The sequence below is a fragment of the Lysinibacillus sp. RS10 genome, from assembly GCF_041956855.1.
In the GTDB taxonomy this organism is placed as follows: domain Bacteria; phylum Bacillota; class Bacilli; order Bacillales_A; family Planococcaceae; genus Lysinibacillus; species Lysinibacillus xylanilyticus_A.
The window spans coordinates 4,642,076-4,663,703 of sequence record NZ_CP167122.1; the positions used below are offsets into that span (position 1 = coordinate 4,642,076).

Annotated in this window: 18 protein-coding genes and 1 other annotated feature; of the genes, 7 read left to right on the top strand and 11 right to left on the bottom strand. The window is 36.8% G+C overall.

The window, feature by feature from the left end; translation table 11 throughout:
* Nucleotides 1–27: 27 nt before the first annotated feature.
* The 3 genes from ACB089_RS23220 to ACB089_RS23230 form a co-directional block, all read right to left on the bottom strand.
* The gene (locus ACB089_RS23220; protein WP_374964116.1) at nucleotides 28–1,071 is read right to left on the bottom strand and encodes a hypothetical protein; all 1,044 of its coding nucleotides are present in this window, start codon (nucleotides 1,069–1,071) and stop codon (nucleotides 28–30) included.
* 18 nt (nucleotides 1,072–1,089) lie between these two features.
* Nucleotides 1,090–2,547: an MBOAT family O-acyltransferase gene (locus tag ACB089_RS23225; RefSeq protein WP_374964117.1), complete on the bottom strand. Its 1,458-nt coding sequence runs from the start codon at nucleotides 2,545–2,547 to the stop codon at nucleotides 1,090–1,092.
* A 414-nt stretch (nucleotides 2,548–2,961) separates the two neighbouring features.
* The gene (locus tag ACB089_RS23230) at nucleotides 2,962–3,930 is read right to left on the bottom strand and encodes a zinc-binding alcohol dehydrogenase family protein (RefSeq protein WP_374964118.1); all 969 of its coding nucleotides are present in this window, start codon (nucleotides 3,928–3,930) and stop codon (nucleotides 2,962–2,964) included.
* Between the two features lie 240 nt (nucleotides 3,931–4,170).
* On the opposite strand from ACB089_RS23230, the gene ACB089_RS23235 reads away from it, so the two are divergent.
* Complete coding sequence (locus tag ACB089_RS23235; protein ID WP_374964119.1) at nucleotides 4,171–4,788, top strand: hypothetical protein; 618 nt, start codon at nucleotides 4,171–4,173, stop codon at nucleotides 4,786–4,788.
* Nucleotides 4,789–4,953: 165 nt separating this feature from the next.
* Here ACB089_RS23235 and ACB089_RS23240 read toward each other — a convergent pair whose 3' ends face one another.
* Nucleotides 4,954–6,168, bottom strand: coding sequence for a dicarboxylate/amino acid:cation symporter (locus tag ACB089_RS23240; protein WP_374964120.1), 1,215 nt, complete (start codon nucleotides 6,166–6,168; stop codon nucleotides 4,954–4,956).
* A gap of 165 nt (nucleotides 6,169–6,333) precedes the next feature.
* Here ACB089_RS23240 and ACB089_RS23245 point away from each other — a divergent pair, with 165 nt between their 5' ends.
* Nucleotides 6,334–6,669, top strand: coding sequence for a hypothetical protein (locus tag ACB089_RS23245; protein WP_374964121.1), 336 nt, complete (start codon nucleotides 6,334–6,336; stop codon nucleotides 6,667–6,669).
* A gap of 63 nt (nucleotides 6,670–6,732) precedes the next feature.
* Here ACB089_RS23245 and ACB089_RS23250 read toward each other — a convergent pair whose 3' ends face one another.
* Nucleotides 6,733–7,710 carry an ornithine cyclodeaminase family protein gene (locus ACB089_RS23250; RefSeq protein ID WP_374964122.1) on the bottom strand — a complete coding sequence of 326 codons (978 nt, stop codon included), beginning with the start codon at nucleotides 7,708–7,710 and terminating at the stop codon, nucleotides 6,733–6,735.
* A gap of 85 nt (nucleotides 7,711–7,795) precedes the next feature.
* On the bottom strand, nucleotides 7,796–8,797 hold the full coding sequence (locus ACB089_RS23255) for a proline racemase family protein (protein ID WP_374967621.1): 1,002 nt from the start codon (nucleotides 8,795–8,797) through the stop codon (nucleotides 7,796–7,798).
* 460 nt (nucleotides 8,798–9,257) lie between these two features.
* On the opposite strand from ACB089_RS23255, the gene ACB089_RS23260 reads away from it, so the two are divergent.
* The 3 genes from ACB089_RS23260 to ACB089_RS23270 all read left to right on the top strand — a co-directional run bounded on the left by ACB089_RS23260 (nucleotide 9,258) and on the right by ACB089_RS23270 (nucleotide 12,549).
* A complete protein-coding gene (locus tag ACB089_RS23260; protein WP_374964123.1) occupies nucleotides 9,258–9,806 on the top strand; it encodes a helix-turn-helix domain-containing protein in 549 nt (182 codons plus the stop codon).
* A 219-nt stretch (nucleotides 9,807–10,025) separates the two neighbouring features.
* Nucleotides 10,026–10,290: a binding site (T-box leader), on the top strand.
* 67 nt (nucleotides 10,291–10,357) lie between these two features.
* The gene (locus ACB089_RS23265; protein WP_374964124.1) at nucleotides 10,358–11,605 is read left to right on the top strand and encodes an MFS transporter; all 1,248 of its coding nucleotides are present in this window, start codon (nucleotides 10,358–10,360) and stop codon (nucleotides 11,603–11,605) included.
* Between the two features lie 197 nt (nucleotides 11,606–11,802).
* Entirely contained in the window at nucleotides 11,803–12,549 is a 747-nt protein-coding gene (locus ACB089_RS23270) for a hypothetical protein (protein ID WP_374964125.1), read from the top strand.
* 74 nt (nucleotides 12,550–12,623) lie between these two features.
* Here the strand turns inward: ACB089_RS23270 and ACB089_RS23275 are convergent, their stop codons facing one another.
* A complete protein-coding gene (locus tag ACB089_RS23275; RefSeq protein WP_374964126.1) occupies nucleotides 12,624–13,808 on the bottom strand; it encodes an NAD(P)/FAD-dependent oxidoreductase in 1,185 nt (394 codons plus the stop codon).
* 50 nt (nucleotides 13,809–13,858) lie between these two features.
* Nucleotides 13,859–14,287, bottom strand: coding sequence for a DUF1641 domain-containing protein (locus ACB089_RS23280; protein ID WP_068985866.1), 429 nt, complete (start codon nucleotides 14,285–14,287; stop codon nucleotides 13,859–13,861).
* Nucleotides 14,288–14,897: 610 nt separating this feature from the next.
* On the opposite strand from ACB089_RS23280, the gene ACB089_RS23285 reads away from it, so the two are divergent.
* Nucleotides 14,898–16,253 carry a transposase gene (locus ACB089_RS23285; protein WP_374964127.1) on the top strand — a complete coding sequence of 452 codons (1,356 nt, stop codon included), beginning with the start codon at nucleotides 14,898–14,900 and terminating at the stop codon, nucleotides 16,251–16,253.
* 307 nt (nucleotides 16,254–16,560) lie between these two features.
* On the opposite strand, the gene ACB089_RS23290 is transcribed toward ACB089_RS23285, so the two are convergent.
* Nucleotides 16,561–18,078, bottom strand: coding sequence for a DHA2 family efflux MFS transporter permease subunit (locus tag ACB089_RS23290; protein ID WP_374964128.1), 1,518 nt, complete (start codon nucleotides 18,076–18,078; stop codon nucleotides 16,561–16,563).
* 157 nt (nucleotides 18,079–18,235) lie between these two features.
* Between ACB089_RS23290 and ACB089_RS23295 the strand changes: the two genes are divergently transcribed.
* On the top strand, nucleotides 18,236–19,138 hold the full coding sequence (locus tag ACB089_RS23295) for a TetR/AcrR family transcriptional regulator (RefSeq protein ID WP_374964129.1): 903 nt from the start codon (nucleotides 18,236–18,238) through the stop codon (nucleotides 19,136–19,138).
* A gap of 104 nt (nucleotides 19,139–19,242) precedes the next feature.
* On the opposite strand, the gene ACB089_RS23300 is transcribed toward ACB089_RS23295, so the two are convergent.
* Complete coding sequence (locus ACB089_RS23300) at nucleotides 19,243–20,886, bottom strand: sensor histidine kinase (protein ID WP_374964130.1); 1,644 nt, start codon at nucleotides 20,884–20,886, stop codon at nucleotides 19,243–19,245.
* On the bottom strand, nucleotides 20,883–21,584 hold the full coding sequence (locus ACB089_RS23305; RefSeq protein ID WP_374964131.1) for a response regulator transcription factor: 702 nt from the start codon (nucleotides 21,582–21,584) through the stop codon (nucleotides 20,883–20,885). The genes ACB089_RS23300 and ACB089_RS23305 overlap by 4 nt, the downstream gene beginning before the upstream one ends.
* Nucleotides 21,585–21,628 lie beyond the last annotated feature (44 nt).

Genomic DNA, 21,628 nt, shown 5'->3' on the forward strand with positions numbered 1-21,628 from the left:
GCAAATTGGAGTCATCTTTTTCATCGCTTACTCAATATTGATATCTACCACTACATTTTCAAGGTACTCATCAAGATTCCCTTTATTTACATCTTGCATAATAGTTGATTGATCTTCCCTGTTCTCTAAAGATTTTATTATTAAATACCCCACATTTGGATAGTAATGAAGCCAATCAAAAAAGTTGTCCATATTCGTCGTTACTTCATTTACTGTATGGAAGCTATAGACGGTGCCAAACACATCCACCATCTCGTTCATCCATCTACTATAAGCCTCGTAACGATTATCATTATGCAAAATTGTTTGAAGACGTTTAGCAGGCATTAATTCCGTAAAGACAACTAATTCTGTATTTGGAAACGCATCTTTGATAGCTTGAAGCCTTTTTAGATAGTCATGATCATACATAAAAGGCTTGGCTGACTCTGCTTTAAAATTTTCCTTAAATTCTTGCCATGACTGCTCCATATCATCATTCGGATATGTAGTTTGTGCAATGTTATTACGCATGTAACTACGAGCACCGTCATAATGATTTGCCTTTGAGATATCATAATTAAAACGAGCATAATGCATAGTGCTTTCTGAAAATAAAGATTTTATGCCATAAAACGGTGCCTCAGACGTCTCAATATAAGTTTGCGGCGGATTCAATGTATTAGGTTTGCTAGTATTAGCCGAATCAAAATATAACTCAATAAAAATCTTCTTAAACGGCTTACCATTTTTCTTTTCAGCATATTTCATATAAGGTAAGTATTCTTCTATCTGCAGCCCACTTAATGAATAATTATAGACACTTTCTGTTGTAAAGGCCCTCTCATCAAGATACGTAATCCTGCTCGTTCCAATTAATAAACTATCATAATTGAAATCATGGCTATTGATATAATTTGTTTTTAATTGTCTTTCATCAAAGCCAAGCTGATAGTCGTTAAAGTCATTGGCGTGTGTGTAATTCCACAGAGGATCAATATAATAATTGAAACCCATAATTCCGAAAACAGGTAATCCTATTACGATGAAGGATGTGGCAAACAATTTTACTAACCATTTTTTCGGATCCAAGTTAATTCACACCTTTATTTAGAAATTAAAATATAAGAATATACTATTTTTCTGCATATAGTAGATCGATATAAGAACTAGCACAATCATACATTGCATATAAATGATTGCTCCCCAATTAAATTTCATCTTATCCATTAACTGAATAGAATTTAAGGCAGTAAATGCAAGTACAAGTGTGATTAAAAGTCCTACAACAATCACGATTGGATCACTCAATGTTAATCCCATAACACTAAATGCTTCCGCTTGAGCAAAATTAGTAAGTGGCTCAGTAAAGAAGCTCGTTATAGATTCCATATTTGGCGTAAACATTTTAGATATGATAGTATTTGCTTGCTCGAGGCTTGTTGCACGGAAATATACCCAAGCAATGTTAACAAATTGGAAAGTTATAAACCACGAAAGTAAATAAGGAAGTTTAACACCTGTTTTACTAAAAAGTCTTACCACAACAGACGCAAAACCATGCATGAGTCCCCATAAAATAAAATTCCATCCAGCGCCGTGCCAAAATCCACTGATGAAGAAAATAATTAAAATATTTATATAAGTCCTAAATTCCCCTTTTCGGCTACCACCTAACGGAAAATATACATATGTAGTTAAAAACCGGTTCAAGGTCATATGCCACTTTTTCCAAAACTCCTGAATATTACGTGCTTTGTAGGGGGAGAAGAAATTTACTGGCAATTTAATATTAAATAATAAGGCTAAACCAATTGCCATATCGGAATATCCACTAAAATCGTAATAAAGTTGTACGGTATACGATAAGGAAGTAATCCACGCTTCTACAAAACTTAAGTTACTATAATTTTCAAAACCTGCATTAGCCCATATGCCCACCGTATCCGCAATAACAATCTTTTTGACTAAACCGATGACAAAGATAAATAAGCCACGTGCAACATTGTCATGAATAATTTTTCGATTTTCTTTAATATCATACTGTGGAAGCATTTCATCATGCTGAACAATTGGCCCCGCTACTAATTGTGGGAAAAACAAAATGAACAGCGCATAATTGCTAAATTTATAATGAGCTGTTCCATCTCGATAACTATCAACAATAAAAGCAATTTGTTGAAATGTAATAAAACTAAGCCCTAATGGTAGCAATAAATGCAACATTGCAAAATCTGTATCGAATAAACTATTAATATTTGTAATAAAGAAATCTGTATATTTATAGTAACAAAGTATTAAAACATTAAAGACTACTCCGATAATCATAAAAGTCTTTCTCAGACGATTATTGCTATTATTAATGATCCGACTTAAAGCAAAGTTCACAATGATTGAGACCGTAATGATTGCTAAATAAGTTAACTTAAAATAACCATAAAAAAACAAAGAGCTCAGTACCAACCAATAAATCGCATATTGTTGGTTACTGAATCGATTTAAGAAAAAATAGACTACAAATGTAATTGGTAAAAATAGAAAAATAAATTCAAAGGAATTAAAAAGCACTCCATCACTCTCCTATTAGCCATTCCTTTATATTCGCGCTTAATTATACAAGAGGCCAAACATAACATTATATTTTAAAATTGACCTAAAACAAATAACAATATCAAAATAAAGTAAAGAAATACAAAAATCCATATAATAATATCGTATTTTAACAAATATTTGAAGAGATTTCCGTACTATTATAGAAAGTAGGCCCTTCGGCAAATCTGTGCGAAAGCGAAGTGTTAACGAAGCGTCAGCAACAACTTAAGCGGAGGAAGTAGCTCGACGCTCGCCCACATGAAAGCGCGTAGCCTGGATCGAAAATCACCCTCATTTAAAGAGCTACAACATCACCAAAATCCCCTTGACCATTTTGTTTTTTTACACTATGAAACCCTGTATAGTGTGTATCTATACAGGGTCAATGTTTTATATTTTAATTAAAATTTTCCCTTGATGCTGACGACTTTCCATTAATTCATGGGCTTTCTGCATGTCTTCTAATGCAAAAACATTGGCAATTGGTACTTGGAAGCTTTCATCTTTCAATAAAGTAAACATCTCCTGCGCAACTTGTTGTAGCATTTCTGGTTTGAAAGCTCGAGTCGTTCCTAAGCTAAAGCCTTTCACATTGCGGCAGCTACTATGTAAATCAGATGTTTTTATATTTCCTGCCTTGCCACCACTATTTCCAAATTGCACTAGCGTACCATAAGGAGCTAAGCAGTTAAAACTCTCTTCCGTAATATTGCCTGCAATTGAGTCAAAAATAATGTTAACACCTTGACCATCCGTATATTCATTAACTTGAGCACTAAAATTATCATATGTCAGTACATGATGCGCACCTAGTTCATAGGCAATTGGCGCTTTCTTCATATTACTAACCGTGCCAATAATTTTCTTAGCACCTAGCTTTTTCGCCATTTGAATAAGCATTGTCCCTACCCCACCGGATGCAGCATGAATTAATACACGATCGTCCTTACTAATTGGAGCAATTTGATGTGTCAAAAGATAGGATAGAAATGAAACTGTTGGCACAGCAGCTACCTTTTCCAAAGGGACATCATTTGGAATTTTAAAGACAAGCTGCTCTTTCGCCACCACATATTCTGCATAGGCTCCATTTTTCGGGAATGCAATTACTTGGTCCCCCTTTTTAAAAACACTACTTTCATCAAAAACTTCTTCCACTACACCCGCTACATCTAAACCAAGTATCATCGGAAAATTCGCTTTTGCCTTATTACCTGTTCGGTTTTTAATATCAGCAAAATTCACACTCGTATATGACGTGCGTATTAATACCTCCCCTGCCGAAATAGTAGGCTTTGGACATTCCACATACTTTAAAACATCAGAAGTGCCAAACTCATTGATGATAATAGTCTTCATAAATTTCCCCCTCCTTGTTATAGTAAAATTATACAATAAAAGGATCATCACTAAAACGTGTGGTTGATTTCCGTTCCGACTGAGCGCTTTGCCGCTGACGCTTCGCTTTCGCGCAAAGCAGAGCTTCCTGGGGGCGTCCAACCTCCACTCAACCTATATACATGGCATACGTTTTAATAAATGTCATCCACAACTTTTGGTGATGAACCTAATAAAAGGAAGAAAAATGGAGGGGTTTTTATGAAAATTAAACCAAGAAAAGAACAACATAATGGCATTGCATACAATTACTTTGACAGCACTAGCGATAAAGTTTGCTTTATGTTCTCTGGCACAGGCTATACTTATGAAAAACCACTTCTTTATTATTCCACTGCACTGATGCTAGAGCTTGGCTATGATGTTGTACAGGTATGCTATACATTTGATCCGCAGCAATTCGAACAGGAGCCAGAAGCTATTTCAGAAATGGTTTATAATGCAGCAAATCCTATTGTAGACTATATTTTAAGCACCAAATCTTATACGGAGGCTGTATATATAGGAAAATCACTTGGAACATTGGCTATCATAGATTTTTATATGCAACAGTCTTCACTTGTTCCTTCTCGTTATGTACTTTTTACTCCCTTATTGTCTCTTGAACATATCATGCAAAACTTACTAGAAAAGCAGACGTTTTTAGCAATCGGTACAGCTGATCCTCATTATTCTAAAGAACGTTTAGAACAACTTTCTTCACATGAGCTTGCTATTGTAGAAAATGCTGACCATTCTCTTGAAATAGCTATTAATACAGTAGAATCAATCATCATTTGCCAATCACTATTAACAGCACTTAAAGCCTATCTTCAATAAGATTATCAGAACCTTTTCGTGAAATATCGGTATGTTTTCAAGATTTATCGGAACAATTTCATAGTTTATCGGAATGTTTCTCACATTTATCGGAACACTTTTTCATAAGCAAAAAAATATGGCTTGAGCCCATTAAAATAAAGCTCAAGCCACTTTTAGACTTTTTTAAACTCCTTCATTTGAGTATTCGGGGTTTCTTTGATGAACAATCTGTGTTCCTGCTATATCACCAGTAATATTGACCACGGTATTCCCCATATCTACAATTGGAGAAACAGCCGCAATGATTGGGATTATTGTAAGAGGAAGACCCATTGTAGAAAGCAATAGTGATGCAGTCACAACATCCGCCCCTTTCACTCCTGCGCAGCCCATTGCGAGAACAACGCCTAAAAAAGCAGTTTGTAAAATCATACTGAACGTAATAGGGAGCCCATATAGATTTGCCGCGAATACAGCTAGAACACCTAATGTGGATGCTAATCCATTCATATTAAGTGTAGCGCCAAGTGGAAGCGTGAAGCCATAAATATTTTCTGGTATATTAAGCCCCTTTTTTGAAACCTCCATCGATGCAGGCAGTGTTGCACTACTGGAAGTTGTACTGCAAGCTACAAGCATAGCTGGACTTATTTGTTTGTAAAAGAAAACTGGACTGGTTTTTCCTAATACTTTTAACATAATCGGATAGACCACTAAGAGAATAATTAAAAACCCGATAAATGCTGATAATACATATCGACCAACTTCAATTACTACCCCAAACCCAAGCGTTCCGACAACATTTGCGATTAATGCCATAATTCCAAATGGAGCAAAATTAATAACAATTTCAGCAATCTTAATCATCAAATCTGCGCCTTCATGAGCTAATTCCTTAATTCTATTCACTTTGTCTCCAAGAAGTACTATTGCAACTCCGACAAAAACAGCAAAGATAATAATTTGAAGCATATTTGTCTCTGCCATTGATTGCACAACGTTTGACGGAAACCATTGAACAATATTATCAAGAAAACTAAATTCCTCTTGATCGATAGCTTCTGTTTTACCGAGAAGCCCTACCTCTCCTTTACCTGGGCTGATCAAAAGGGCTGTAACAACACCAATAATTGTCGCTAATAAAGTGGTAAGTACATAAATAATCATTATTTTACCACCGATAGACTTTAACATTTTAATATCTTCAAGCTTGGTAATACCTGATACAATACTGAAAAAAGCCAGTGGAACGATGAGCATTTGTAACAAGCGAATAAAAATGTCCCCGATAGGTTTTATAATGGCAACTTTGGGTCCAAAGACAAAACCTAACACAATCCCTACTAATACCCCGATGAAAATCTTTACATATAGCTTTTGATTCCCCCACCATTTCATGCAAACACCTCCTTATACTCTTACCTAAAATCTTAATATTCCGTCAATTTAACTCGCAATATTTAACTATCAATATAATTATCTGTATTAATCTTTAATATTTTTAAGTATCACTTAAATTTTCGTGTAAAAAATGACCCATCCCTAAAAGAAGGGATGGCATTTTTGATAAAACTTATGCAATTTGGAATGGAGACTGAACGCCCCCAGGAAGCTTTGCTCTGTGCGAAAGCGAAGCGTCAGCAACAAAATGTTTTATCTGTGCGAAAGCGAAGCGTCAGCAACAAAATGTTTTATCTGTGCGAAAGCGAAGCGTCAGCTACAAATGTTTTATCTGTGCGAAAGCGAAGCGTCAGCAACAAATGTTTGATCTGTGCGAAAGCGAAGCGTCAGCAACAAATGTTTTCTGTAGCGAAAGCAAAGCGACAGCTACAAAGCGCCCAGTCGGAATGGAAATCAACCCCACGTTATAATGATGAGCTCAAAAATGGACTCCATTGAAATATTTCAAAATCTTGATAGTTCCACATCAACTCAGTTATTTAAATGACACTTAACTATAACTTAAAGGTTAATGCTAGTTCCCATTTTATTTTTAATAGCTTTTTCGTAAAAATATTTTGCAACTACAATGTCTACAACCGCTAATCCTACCGATTTAAATAGAGTAATTTCTTCTGCACTTTCTCTCCCTTTTAGTTGCCCGTCAATAATTTGTCCGAGTTCTCCAAAGATATCACCCGAATCAAAGACCCCTTCGTTTATTGGAATTATTATGTCACCAGTCTCTTCTAGGGCTGCTTCTTTAGATTCAACTACTACTTTTTGAGCTGAAGAAAGAGCATGAGATGGCAATTCTTGCATCGTAGGTCTGAATGAACCAACCGCATTCACATGAACACCAGGCTTTAACGATTCAGAAAAAACTGGTGTTGAAGAATTGGTTGTCGTAACAATAATGTCAGCTTTAAGTACCGCTTCATTCGGATTTGAAAAGACTTGTACATGCTTATCAAATTTGTTTCTAATGTACTCAGCAAATTCATGTGCTTTTTGCTCCGTTCTATTATAAAGAAGAATTTCTTCAATATCTCGTACAGCTAATATAGCTTCAACTAGACCTTTTGCTTGTTCCCCCGTGCCGATGATGCATAACTTTTTTGAATCTTCACGAGATAAATACTTCGTTGCAACACCTGATAAAGCACCCGTTCTAATCATTGTTAAATAAGAACCTTCTAGAAGAGCAATTGGTTCCCCAGTGTTAAAGTCTGATAGCATTACTACGCCCGTTATCGTTTTCTTACCTAATTCTTTATTATTAGGTGCTACTGTTACTATCTTTAATCCGACACTACTAAGTTCTTCTGCTACAGATGGCATAATTAATGCTGTATTTTGGCCTTTATCAAAAGGCAGAGCAGCTCGAATAGGTGTAATAGTTCTATTTGCTGAAAATTCCCTCAAGGCAACAGCCACACATTCAATAACTTCATTCATATCTACTAAACTTTTTTGTTCATCTGTACTTATAACTAACATAGTTCTCCACCTTTTTTCTAACTTTATGATATTCTTCTTTGGTTTAAATTTTAGATTACTAAATTGGGCGAAATCAGCAGCAAATTTACTTTAATAAAAACCCTCTATTAAGGGGATCATCTGGACTAATCACGAATTGATGGAAACCTGTAATAAAGGCATTCCCAGTAACTTTTGGAATAACAGCTTTATAGTCATCGACTTTCGCCAATGAAAGTATTTCACCCACAAATTGTCCATCCGTTATACTTTCATGAATAAAACTTCCACTTTCCTTCAGTACGCCACGTTCGTATAAGGTAGCTACTCTTGCAGCAGTACCCGAACCACACGGGGATCGATCAACCTGTTTATCTGCAAAGATTGTGACATTCCGTAAATCAGCATGGCTGTCTTTCGGATTATCAGAGAAAATTACACCATAGATCCCCGTTATATCTTCAAACGGATGTTTTACTTCAATTTGACTTTCAATGTAATGTTTAATTTTGTCACCCGATACTTGTAAATCCCATAAATCTTTGTTGTTCACTTTCAAGCCAACTTTTTCACTATCAACCACGGCATAAAAAGCACCGCCGTATGAAATATCCACATCAAATTCGTAACCATCAATTTTAATCGGAAAATCTTTTCTATAGACAAAAGAAGGTACATTTTCAAAGGAGACCGATTCTACTTTAGTTCCTCTACACTTTGCATACGCTGTTACAGGCCCACACGGACAATCAATGATCAGTTTATCGGTTTCATCTTTTACCTCAATCATGCCTGTTTCAATAGCCATCGTCACTACCGCAATAACGCCATGGCCACACATTGTACTCCAACCCTCATTGTGCATAAACAACACACCTAGATCTGCGCCTTCGCTTGCTGGTGGAGTAATAATGCAACCATACATGCCATCATGACCTCTAGGCTCATACATTAATACTTCTCGAATATGATCTAAATGTTCCATACAATAGGCACGTCTTTCTAGCTGCGTGTCCCCTTTAATTTCTGGTAAACCTCCAGTAATAATACGTAAAGGTTCTCCAGATACATGGAGATCAATCGTAGTAAACATTTTTTTGAATTCCATCATTCTTCCCTCCAATTTGTTTGATATTTAATACACTTGTTAATAACCACGATATTTAATCATAGCTTTAATTATCTGCAAATATCCTTTAAAATTTAAACGTGACTTAAATTTTTACCTAAAAAAATTGCATTTATTAAATGCAATTTCATGATTTACTTAGATTTGAACTTGATTATTACATAAAAAGTTCAACTTCATAAAGTTTATGTAAGCATAAAATTTAAATACCACTTAAATTTTATCAAAAGATAAAATTAGGCATGTAAAGCGTTTACAACTATTATACACTCAATTTCTGAATATTCAATATTTCTTTAGAAGACTTCTACTTAAAAAGTTAAACGCCAACAGATCTCGAAGTTGGAAACAACTCAAACCCAAAGGCTACCATAACTTTACAACAATTTAAGTATTATATATACTTTATTACAATAAGACTATATTTGAGGTTGATAAAATGGATCAAGATATAGGAATTTTAATAAAAAGACTTCGTAAGTCAAAAAAAATGACATTAAAGGAAGTCTCTGAAAAAACAGATTTATCGATAAGTTTTTTATCTCAAGTAGAACGATCTCTTTGTTCTATTACATTACATTCCTTGCGCAAAATATCTGAAGCTCTTGGTGTTAGTCCTAGTTATTTCTTTCCGGATACAATACAAATGGACAAAGGTATGATTAGGCGAGGAACTTATAAACAATCCGAACATAAGTCATCTTTTATTTATTCGGACCTTTCTGGAAATGTATCAAATCCTATATTTGTACCGATTTTAGTAACCTTATTACCCGGAGACCAACGAGAGACCCCTTTTTCTCATGCAGGACAGGAGTTTATTTATGTCACCGATGGAATCTTGACGATCATTCTTGATAATACTGAATATGATCTTTATCCTGGGGATAGTATTCATATGAATTCGACCATCCCCCACAACTGGTTTAATAAAACAGATAAACCTACAAATTTTATATTTATTACTTCCAATTCCATCAAAGTTTAAATTAATACCATAAATCCACTAACTGACGCATTGCTTCGTTTATTTTGACGAAGCTTAATAGACGGCAAGAGTCAATTATTCACCTATTTTAATTAAACAAGCCAGTAGCCCTTTATATTGAAATGAAAGGCTACTGGCTTATGTTTTTAATTTTTTTGGTTTATCGGAATATTCGAAAAGTAATACTTTACTAAAAATACAAATTTATGCTACACTAGCGAAAATACATTGAAGAGAAGAGTAAATAAGGCTGTTCTTCCCAGAGAGCTCGGGTTGCTGAAAACGAGTAGGAACGAATTATTGAAACAAGTCTCGGAGTAGCGCATTGGATTTCTACTTGAATGATGGTGCGACGGGAACTCCCGTTACAGAGTAACAGTATAAGCATAAGTATGTATGCCGTACTGAAAAGGCTATTATGGTGACATAATAGCGAACTAGGGTGGCACCACGTGAATATAAATTCCACAATCTCGTCCCTAAGACAAATCGTCTTGGGGGTGGGATTTTTTTGTTTAGTTACTTGTAAACAAACACTAGGAGGAATTTATATGAGCATGAATAAATTATTAGAAGCGTGGCGTTATCCGGCTATATTATTGTTTAGTATTGGTGTTTCCAGTGTTGGAAGTTGGATCTATTTTATCGCTTTAAATCTTATTGTCTTAAACCTCACAGGGTCAGCTATAGCTGTGTCCGGTTTGTATATCGTTAGAGCGTCATCTACACTTTTTGCTAGTTTTTGGTCAGGTAGTTTGATAGATCGTTTAAATAAAAAATATCTGATGTTTGTTCTTAACATTTTTCAATCTTTACTAATTGTCATACTTCCTTTCTTTTCTACTTTAACTTGGATTTATGTCTTAGTCTTCGTAATCACTATAGCTAGTTCTATGTATCATCCAACTTCCATGACTTACATTACGAAATTGATACCCATAGAACAAAGGAAACGTTTTAACTCACTTCGTAGCTTACTCGATTCGGGCGCATTCATAACTGGTCCAGCCATTGCAGGAATGCTTTTTACGATTGGAACACCTAATATGGCAATTTACTCGAATGCCGCTGCTTTATTTTTATCAGCCTGCATCACATTAGATATGCCTAATGTTGAAGCCAATCAACAGCTAGTTAGTAAAGCTGATGAGAAAATCTCCTACAAGGTATTATTCAATGATTGGAAACTTGTTATAAGATTTAGCCTTAAAAACCCCTATATTATGGTGATTTATTTTTTATTTAGTATGATGATTGTCATGATGACAGCGACAGATTCTTTAGAGGCTGCCTTTGCTACTCAAGTACTTTCATTATCCGAAGGTGAATATGGTATTTTAGTAAGCATAGCAGGTGCTGGAGTATTAGTTGGTTCTTTACTGAATACAGCAATCGTAGAAAAAGTGTCGACTGCTTGGCTAATAGGAATGGGTTCGTTAATAACAGCATTAGGCTATTTAACTTTCACATCCTCTTACACATTTCTTATCGCTTCTTTTGGATGCTTTCTTTTGTCCTTTGCGACAGCCTTTGCCAATACAGGTTTCTATACCTTTTATCAAAACAATATTCCTGTCGACAGTATGGGGAGAATAGGAAGTATCTACGGTTTTGCGGAAGCTTTGTTCGTAATAATCATAACTGCCATCTTTGGAGTTGCAGCTGAAATTATATCTATTCGATATGTTGTTATATCTGCATCCATCATCATGTTTTTAGTAGCATCTACATTGCTAATTTTGAATATTCAACCCTCGAAGGCTAGATTTTATAGAAATATTTCTGAACTTAATGAGTAGAGGGAATTTTAATACTGTCGCCGCTTCGCTATGCAAACGGAAGCAATAGCGATATAAAAATCGTAGCGCCTCCTATTATAAGGGGTGCTACGTAAAATGTGTGGGTTAAGACATAATGGTATTCTACCGTTGTATCGATAGCTCTATTCATAGTTTCGGCTTTTCTATCCATCGCTTTGTCGGGGCTATCCACGATTTTGGCTGTTCTATCCACGACTTTGATGGTTCTATCCACGACTTCGGCCGCTCTATCCACGAATTTGACGATTCTATCCGTCACTTTGACTATTCCTTCCGTCGCCCTGACTTCTTTCCGTCGCTTTGGCCTTCCTATCCGTCGCCCCGACTTCTTTCCGTCGCTTCGGCATTTCTTTCCGTCACTCCGACTCTTCCTTCCGTCGCTTTGGCCTTCCTATCCGTCGCTTTGGCCTTTCTATCCGTCGCCCCGACTTCTTTCCGTCGCTTTGGCCTTCCTATCCGTCACTCCGACTCTTCCTTCCGTCGCTTTGGCCTTCCTATCCGTCGCCCCGACTTCTTTCCGTCGCTTCGGCATTTCTTTCCATCACTCCGACTCTTCCTTCCGTCGTTTTGGCCTTCCTATCCGTCGTTCTGACTCTTCCTTCCGTCGCTTTGGCCTTCCTATCCGTCACTCCGACTCTTCCTTCCGTCGCTTTGGCCTTCCTATCCGTCGTTCTGACTCTTCCTTCCGTCGCTTTGGCCATTCTATCCGTCGCTCCGACTCTTCTTTCCGTCGCTTTGACTTCTTTCCGTCGCTCTGGCTCTTCTTTCCATCGCTCCGACTTTTCTTTCCGTCACTCCGACTCTTCTTTCCGTCGCCCCGACTTCTTTCCGTCGCTCTGACTTTTCCTTCCATCGTCCCGATTTCTATCCGCCACTCTGACTCTCCCATCCAGCAGAAATGCCGAGCACTCACTTCACCTTAAATCGTATGTATACCCTAATAAAACTAAAAAAGGGCATGAATTCAATATAACAATTGAATCATGCCCTAAAAATATTAATACGCTAAGCCGAATAGCGCTTTGATGTGTGTAAGATAGCGAATGTTAGACGCTTCTTTCATAAGTGTTGCAGGAAGACCTTTCAGTTCTGTGTTGCTAGCACCGATCGTCGCAACAGCGTCTTTACGGCCTAAGCTTGCAAGTGTACCAGAGTTAATTGCAGAGAAAGTCTTCATCTCTTGGTTTTTGTATTGTGCGAATAAGTTGTAGCCAGCGCACTCACCCATTTGCCATGCAACTTGAGCAGTTGGTGCGTATAGCGGACGTCCGCCATCAGCTGGTAATGCAACAGATGCGTCACCAATTACGAATACATCATTGTGAGATGTAGATTGTAAGAATTCGTTAATTGTTGCTTTACCGCGGTCAGCAGCAAGGCCAGACTCGCCTACGATTTGAAGTGGAGCTACCCCGCCTGTCCAAATAAGCGTATTAGCAACGATTGGGTCGCGATCTTTAAGAGCGATGACATTACCATCAACGCCTGTTACAGGAGTACCTGTAATGAATTCAACGCCACGTTTTGTTAAGCTTTCAGTAGCACGTTGGATAAGTACATCTGGAAGTACTGGTAAGATTTTTGGACCAGCTTCAACAAGTTTAATTTTAAGATCAGCAAAGTTAACACCGTGTTTTGCTGCGATTTTCGGGAAGTTGTCCACGATCTCACCAACAAGCTCTACACCTGTTAAACCGCCACCACCGATAACGATTGTTGCATCTGCTTCGTCTTTTGTTTGCGCATATGCTTTAATACGGTCTTCGATGTGTTTGTTAATTTTGTTTGCTTCGTTCACTGATTTAAGTACCATAGAGTTTTCTTCTAATCCAGGGATACCGAAGAATCCAGTTTGGCTACCTAAAGATACTACTAATGTATCGTAATCTAAAGTATAACCAGTATCTAGGTCAACTTTTTTAGTGTCTACATTGAATTTCGTTACTTTAGCAATTTGTAAATCGATATCTAAACCTTTAAAGATTTTTTTAAGTGGTAAAGCAACAGCACCTTCAGCAATAGTACCACCAGCTAAACGGTGAAGCTCAGTGATGATTTGGTGTGTTGGGAATTGGTTTACTACAGTAATTTTAGCTTCATCAGCTGATAAATACTTACGTGCAGTTAATGCAGTTAAAACGCCAGCGTAACCAGCACCTAAGATGACGATTTCTTTTGACATGATTAATTAATCCTCCGTCCTTACGAATTGAATATATCTCGAGTCGAGTCTTATTTAGATTTACGTTCAGCGCTTACTTGTAAGAAAGCATTAACAAAACGGAAAACACCTTGAACTTGTGGGTCTTTTAACATTTTCATAAGACCGAATAAACCAATTACTTCTTGGCTTTCAGAAGCACGATCTTTCGCTTCAATTGCAGTAGCTGCAAGATTTTTTGCTGAGCCTACTACTGGGCCTGCCATTTCTGTTACAGCACCAACAGTATCATTTTTCAGCACTTCGTCAGTTGCAACAGCTTGAGCGAACTCATACGATTTTGTTAATAACGTCATCATTTCAGTTAACTTTGGTAATTGCTCAACTAAAGTTGTAAGTGATTCCTGAACCTCAGGCTTTAATAATTGATCTAGCACATCCAGTTGTTCTTGACTTACAGTTAATTGTTCAGACTGTGTTTGGTTATTCGTTTCTGACATTTTGAACTCTCCTTTGCCATCACTATTACTATTTTAATTTTATATTACTTCCATGTAAAAAAGACCATTAAGGCACTTCTTAACAGTCGTTACAGCGCGTATGTCTTACAAATCACCAGTCTAAGAGCTGGAAAGCAATTTATATGATTTGTTATTACAATGTTAACTTTACTTTGCAAAAAGTGCATCATAATTCCATCCTTATCTTGTCTTGGTGACATTACAAACTCCATTATAAGACTGTTTGCATATTATTTCAATGAGCTAAATCACAATTTCGACAATCTTTTCAATATTCATTGATTTTGTCAACTATATATTGTATTTAAGTTCGCTTTTCATCCATATTGTTAAAAAATACAATATTTTCAAATGTAACTATCTCTGCAAAACATTTGATTTTTAATAATAATTGTTCTTGCTTCGTTTTGTTTTTAATCTTCCCCACCATCGTTCGTGTAATACTTACTATTTTTTATATATGAGTTAATTTCATAATTTTAATCCCTTTAGTATCAAGGATTCTGAAACAATAAAAAACGGGCACCTCCCCAAATTCGGTATAATGGTAGCGACGAAACTAAACCATACTGAATGAGGTGAATGCCCTATGACTATTGTAAAACAAATGAGCCTATTTGACATCCAAGAATTATTGAAAATGGAAAGTTCCCATCGATTTGATGCGATTTTTGCCACTTTCGACGTACAGCCGATTTTTCAGCTATTTTCAAAAAAGACGTTACGCGGTGCTCCACGTGAATTAAATTACGGTGCTATGATACAGTCACTCATTGTTCGCATTGTCGAACGTATTCCAACAATCAAGGATTTAAACAAACGTTTGGTCAATGATCCTTTATTCCGCTTGGATTGTGGATTTCTTGTTTCTGATGTTGTGCCTTCTGAAGCGTCTTATTCTCGAATGATTGATGTCATTAGTCAATCCGATGTACTTGATGTGATGCAAGATACATTGATACAAGTAGCCATGACAGAAGGCTTTCTAAACGATGTACATCTCGCTATAGATGCCACACATTTTGAATCATGCGATGCAGCGAAACCTTCGGTGAAAAAAGGGACGGCACCACCAAAAAAACGTGGACGAAAATCAAAAGAAGAACGAGATGCTTGGCTGACGAAACAAGTAGAAATCAAAGCCAATCAGTCAACTTATGAAAAAGAAATCAAGGACCAACTCGACACACCACTGGAGACACTGTGGCAAGATGCCCCCATCGAACCGAATTGGGGCATCAAAAAGAACAGTGACGGTAAAAATACGTTTTGGTTTGGCTTTAAAGGACATCTCGCGGTGACGACCAAGAGTCAATATATCGTTAGACGCCTCATGACATCTGCTAATTTGTCAGATAGTAAAGCAGCGATTCCTCTTTTAAAGAAAGCAGAAGACCAATTTCCAGGGCATTTTACAACCGCTATTTTGGATGCAGGGTATGATTATGAACCCATTTACCGTCAATTACACGAATATCAAATGCGTGCAGTCATTCCCTATAATGTCCGCAATGAAGGCGAGTATCTCGGATTTGATGAGCATTTCAGACCGACTTGTGTACGTGAACACAGCTACCGCTATGACAGCTTCGACGAAAAATACCGAACACTAAAATTCACAAGGCCAAAGGAATGTGCAACCTGTCCGTTACGTGATGATTCCCTCTGTCAGAAGGTTTTCAAAATCAAATGTGACATAGATTTACGAAAATTCACGTATCCAGCACGAGGCTCCGAACTATGGAAGCAACTTTATAAGGAACGTACAGCCGTTGAACGTGTAAATGCATACCTAAAGCAATATTTTCAGTTAAACAATGTCCGTCACAGAACAGGAAGAAAAGCTAAACTACATTTCAACCTGGTGACGTTTATTTATAATGCCTGCAAGTTAGCGGTGGATCGTCTGAATGCTTTATCACAAGTACAAATTCAAGCAGCATAATTTTTAAAAACGCAAGTTTTCTTAATAGGAGTAGTCTAGGCTTTTGAAAAATATGATTTATGAAATTGATTCATATAATGAAGGAATTCATTTTCATATCAAAAAATCCACAATCTCTTTCGCACCTAATGCTTCTGACTTAAAAGAATTGATCGCCTACATTTTTTGATTTATTGACCAATTTTTCAAGTATATCGAAAACTAATTACGATTTATCACCCAAATCTCCTCATTTATCGATAACAATTATAGCGTCATCAAAAAACCTGTTAGAAGAAAAATTCTACTAACAGGTCCATATCACAAATTATTTAGTTGGTTTTTTCAAATCCATGGAAGCCGCAGCACTTTCAACTTTGACACGTTTTAGGAAGAGTGCTAACACAAGCGCCACCACTGTAAGACATGCAGCAATTAAGAATGAGTGAGTAATACCATCCAATAAAGCATTTTGCATAATTTGTTCTTGCATTTGTTGCATTTGCTCAGGTGTTGGTGTAGCACCTGATTGTGCTGCATTTACCTTCGCTTCTGCAATTAAATCCTGAGCTGTTGCTTTTGTACGGTTATTCATAAACGATACCATCAAAGCACTACCTATTGCCCCTGCCACTTGCTGTACAGTATTGTTAATGGCTGTACCATGTGGATTCATCGTTTGTGGTATTTGGTTTAAACCGTTTGTCATAATTGGCATCATAACCATTGACAAACCGAACATACGAATTGTGTACATTGACACGATAAATGTATAACTTGAATCTAATTCTAACTTCGTTAAGCCGAATGTTGCTAGAGTTGTAATGGATAAACCGATCATCGCTAACACTCGCGGTCCGAATTTATCAAAAAGCTTCCCTGTAATCGGCGACATAAGCCCCATAATCAGCGCCCCAGGAAGCATCATTAAGCCCGCTTCAAAAGGTTCAATGCCACGAATTGATTGCACATATGCAGGTGTTAAAATCATCCCTGAGAACATAGCCATTGATACGATAACAGAAATGGCCGATCCCAATGCAAACATCGGATATTTATAAATACGTAATTCTAGCAAAGGCTGATCCATACGTAATTGTTTTAACACGAAGATCATTAAGGCGATAAAGCCAACTGAAATCGTGCCATATACCCAAGGACTTGACCAACCCTTATCCCCCGCTGCACTAAATCCATACAGTATACCACCGAATGCTATTGTTGATAATAATACGGATGGGAAATCTAAATGAACTTCACGTGTCTCCATCACGTTATCTAATTTCCAAACAGCAAACAATAAACTAATTACAGCAAACGGAATAATCATTTGGAATAGCATACGCCAATCATGGTGCTCAACAATATATCCTGATAATGTTGGACCTATTGCTGGTGCCATAATCATGACTAAACCAAATATCCCCATCGCTGCCCCACGTTTTTCTCTTGGGAAGCTAGTTAACATGACATTCATTAAAAGTGGTGACATTGTTGATGCACCTGCTGCTTGCACCATACGACCCGCTAATAGCATACCGAAGTTAGGTGCAAAACCTGCCATAATTGTACCGATCGTAAAGACTGACATCGCTGCAATAAATAAATGTCTATTTTTAAAGCGTGTTACAAAGAATGCCGAAGCCGGTACTAAAATACCACTTACAAGCATATATCCTGTCGCAAGCCATTGTACCTTAGAATACGTTGTGATCCCAAAATCTTTCATGATCGTTGGTAATGCAACGTTTAACAATGTGTTATTTAGAAAGGCAACAAAAGCACCCACAAATAAAATAGCAATCATGCCATAGGGGGGCTTTTTCATTGTTTGCTCACTATTCATTTATATCCCTCAATTCCTTCTTGTTTTTTCAATAAAACTTATTTTATACTCGCAGTCTATTTTTTTCAAGAATTAAGATTACAAAATTCATAAACATTGATATATAAGCATTTTCGATGTAGAATGATAGTATAATATTTTAAAAAAAGGTGAGGTTATGAATAAAAGAAAAAGACAAATCATTACAGCCGCTCGTGAGCTTTTTATCGAAAAAGGATTAGTGGACACATCCATTAACGATATTATTAGTGCAGCTAAGATTTCAAAGGGCACGTTTTATAATCATTTTTCTTCTAAAAATGAATGCTTAATCGCCATACTAGATGAGGGGCGTGCAGAAGCGAGCAATCGTCGTCACGAATTACTATACGGTAAAGACCCTACCGATTTGGAAGTATTAACACAGCAAGTTGCCGTACTCATGTATGTCAATCGCGAGCACAATCTAATTCAAATTTTTGAATCGGTCACCCACTCTCGTGACAAAGAACTTAAAAAGATTATTTTGAACTATTACTTACAGGAGCTAGAATGGCTTGCTAATCGTTTTGTACAAGTTTTCGGTGAAGAAATTAGTGCACTGAGCTATGAATGCGCTATACAAGCTCTCGGAATGATTAACCTCTCATTACGCGCAGTTTTAATTTCGGATTTCCAATTTATAAGTCGTGAAGCAATTGTCCGTGTAGCATTGCGTAATATTAAAGCAATCATTCCTGTCATGTTGGAATCCAAAGAAGTCATTATAAATGTTGAAATGATTAACGCTATTCAAAATGTGGCGAACTATCAATCCATTAACAAGGAAATGATTGTTGAACAATTGCAAGGATTTATGAAAGGATTGTCTAAGGATGAAACTGTTGAAGGCTTGGAATACACTGAATTTTTGATGGAAGAATTACAATGTGAGAAACCAAAGCTTTTCATCATCGAATCACTACTTACCCCTTTCCGAAAAGCATTTGTTGGGACGGAACATGCTGCTGAAGCACGTGACATCGCCAATAATTTATGGCGCTATGTAAAAATTGAGCGACCATCAGAGAGATGTATATAGAAAAATAGCCGCGCAAACTCATCAATTCATAAAAAAGGCAGTACAAAGTGAAAGATTCATCACTTGTACTGCCAAAATTAACTTACTCTTTAAATAAGGACCTGCTATTTACAATTAAATTTCAAGTCAAAAACTGTACCTTCTGCTCCCGATCGGACACTAATGGTACCATCGTGTAAATCAATTAACTGCTTAGTAATCGCCAATCCTAGACCTGTACCCGTTGTATCATCTGTAGTATTAGTACCTCGATAATAACGTTCAAAGAGATTATCTAACTCTTCTTGTGGAATACCCGGACCTTGGTCAGCAATAGTTAGCATAACTCCCTTGCCTATATTTTGCGCTTCTACACTTACCTTTGTACCAACAGGAGTATATTTCTTAGCATTAGTTATTAAATTATCTAAAATGCGCTTTAATAGAAGATCGTCCGCTTCGAGAATGACATTCCCATAAACCTTCACAGACACCTGCTCGTCTGCAAATTGAGGTAACCATACGTTAAGTGGTAACAACACTTTTTCAAGTTGGATCGCTTTATTTTTTAATTGGTACGTATATGTTAAGTCTTGTATAAGGGCATCCATATACGTCGCCTTCTCCTGCATCGTATTCGCAAAGATACGCATTTCTTCCTTTGTCCACTCATAATCCTCTGAAGCAAGCATTGTTGAGTAACCAAAAATAGAGCTTAACGGTGTCTTTAAATCATGTGATAAGCCCGTAATCCACTCCTCACGTAATTGCTCCGCGTGCTTAATTTGCCTTTCATTAGAGGAAAGGCGTATCGATAAATTATTGAGGGATTCATCCACTGGCTGAAATAATTTAAATTTCCTTTTCAACTTACCCGTCTTCCGATGATGGATATTTTTATCTCTCACTTCACTGTAATCAAACTGTGTAAGTCGCTCGATACGGGATATCACATAAACAAGCGGACGAACAAATTGACGTGAAATGCTAATCGATAAAAAGATAACCCCTATTAACAATATAAAATGTCCACCAAAGAAGATGGAAGCAAATAAAACCATCGCTTTATAAAAAGGTTCTTCAAATGGCTTATATGATGGATTGGGCATGCGTACAACTAATGTCGAACCATCCTCTAAAGCAGCACTTTGTGTAAGCTCTTCATGCTCGAAAATATCATATTGCTCTTCTAGTAACTGGGGCTTATGTAGCTTTTCATAGCCCTCACCAATGACTCCTACACGGTCCCACTGCTCGTTATAGATTTCAACAGAAGCCTTCTTATCTTGTAAACGCTGAAGCAGTTCTGAAGAGATCTCCCCTTTATCCTTCCAACTCTGATATACTTCCTCAAAAAGTGGTTGGACAGGTGATGTCGGGAGGAATAGCAAATAGTAGTTAGGAATCTCCCATGTGTGCATTCCTGGACGTTTAAGAGCCATGATTTCGTTATCTGTCATTTCACAGAGTTCGCAACTATCTCCCGTGTAATCAACGATGTCCATCGATTGATCGAACAAATATAGTTGCCCTGCGTTCTCCTTAGCTCGCTTCACTAAATAATCAGCAATCTTAATGGATTCTCCTTTTTCTACGACAGCATCATCTTTTATTTCAGAAGAAGTCATTATATGAATATTGTCACCGACATGACCGTTGATAAAGATCGCAAAAAACACCAAACTAATAATAAAGCCAGAGATAATTAGTAAGTAAAATATAGTGAAATAAGATACAAAACGAAGTGATAATTTTCCAGCTGGCTTCATGATTGAACATCTCCAACTAGTTTATAACCAATCCCCCTCACAGTTATAATGCACGTTGGTTTACCTGGATTCTTTTCAATTTTTTCTCGTAGTTTTCGAATATGAACCATCACTGTATTATCATCAAACAAACAATCGCCCCAGACTCGCTCATAAATCTGTTCCTTTGATAATACTTGCCCTACATTTTCACATAAATATTTCAATAAATGAAATAATCGCCCACTAATAATTTCCTTTGTATCATTTACAGTTATCTCCGCTGCATCGATATCAAATGTAAATCGACTACAAGTAAATAAATTACTTTCTGGCACACCCTTTTTCTTTATATATCTCGCAAGCTGTACTTTCACCCGCGCAACAAGCTCAAGTGGATTAAATGGTTTCGTAATATAATCGTCTGCACCGTTCATAAAACCACGAAGCTTATCTGCATCACTACCTTTAGCCGTTAAAAAGAATATAGGTGCATCACTTTGCTCACGAATCATATTCGCCATATCAAGCCCACTACCATCTGGAAGCATAATATCTAATAGGTAAAAATCAAAAACCTTCGTTTCAATTTTCTTTTTTGCTTCTTGAACAGTGCCGCAGAGTGTAATGTTTAATAATCCTTCTTTTCTTAATATAATTTCAATCATTTCCGCAATTGCAAGTTCGTCCTCTAATACTAAAATCGATGCATCTTGCATTCTATCACCTACTTTTAAGATTACTTTAAGGTTGTCATTATTTC

What these genes read in the sequence shown, in the direction of transcription:
- ACB089_RS23275 (WP_374964126.1), bottom strand. Translation starts at nt 13,808, where the DNA reads ATGTCAAAAGAAATCGTCATCTTAGGTGCTGGTTACGCTGGCGTTTTA.
- ACB089_RS23305 (WP_374964131.1), bottom strand. Translation starts at nt 21,584, where the DNA reads ATGCAAGATGCATCGATTTTAGTATTAGAGGACGAACTTGCAATTGCG.
- ACB089_RS23290 (WP_374964128.1), bottom strand. Translation starts at nt 18,078, where the DNA reads ATGAATAGTGAGCAAACAATGAAAAAGCCCCCCTATGGCATGATTGCT.
- ACB089_RS23285 (WP_374964127.1), top strand. Translation starts at nt 14,898, where the DNA reads ATGACTATTGTAAAACAAATGAGCCTATTTGACATCCAAGAATTATTG.
- ACB089_RS23240 (WP_374964120.1), bottom strand. Translation starts at nt 6,168, where the DNA reads ATGAAATGGTGGGGGAATCAAAAGCTATATGTAAAGATTTTCATCGGG.
- ACB089_RS23250 (WP_374964122.1), bottom strand. Translation starts at nt 7,710, where the DNA reads ATGTTAGTTATAAGTACAGATGAACAAAAAAGTTTAGTAGATATGAAT.
- ACB089_RS23230 (WP_374964118.1), bottom strand. Translation starts at nt 3,930, where the DNA reads ATGAAGACTATTATCATCAATGAGTTTGGCACTTCTGATGTTTTAAAG.
- ACB089_RS23255 (WP_374967621.1), bottom strand. Translation starts at nt 8,797, where the DNA reads ATGGAATTCAAAAAAATGTTTACTACGATTGATCTCCATGTATCTGGA.
- ACB089_RS23280 (WP_068985866.1), bottom strand. Translation starts at nt 14,287, where the DNA reads ATGTCAGAAACGAATAACCAAACACAGTCTGAACAATTAACTGTAAGT.
- ACB089_RS23265 (WP_374964124.1), top strand. Translation starts at nt 10,358, where the DNA reads ATGAGCATGAATAAATTATTAGAAGCGTGGCGTTATCCGGCTATATTA.
- ACB089_RS23300 (WP_374964130.1), bottom strand. Translation starts at nt 20,886, where the DNA reads ATGAAGCCAGCTGGAAAATTATCACTTCGTTTTGTATCTTATTTCACT.
- ACB089_RS23260 (WP_374964123.1), top strand. Translation starts at nt 9,258, where the DNA reads ATGGATCAAGATATAGGAATTTTAATAAAAAGACTTCGTAAGTCAAAA.
- ACB089_RS23235 (WP_374964119.1), top strand. Translation starts at nt 4,171, where the DNA reads ATGAAAATTAAACCAAGAAAAGAACAACATAATGGCATTGCATACAAT.
- ACB089_RS23295 (WP_374964129.1), top strand. Translation starts at nt 18,236, where the DNA reads ATGAATAAAAGAAAAAGACAAATCATTACAGCCGCTCGTGAGCTTTTT.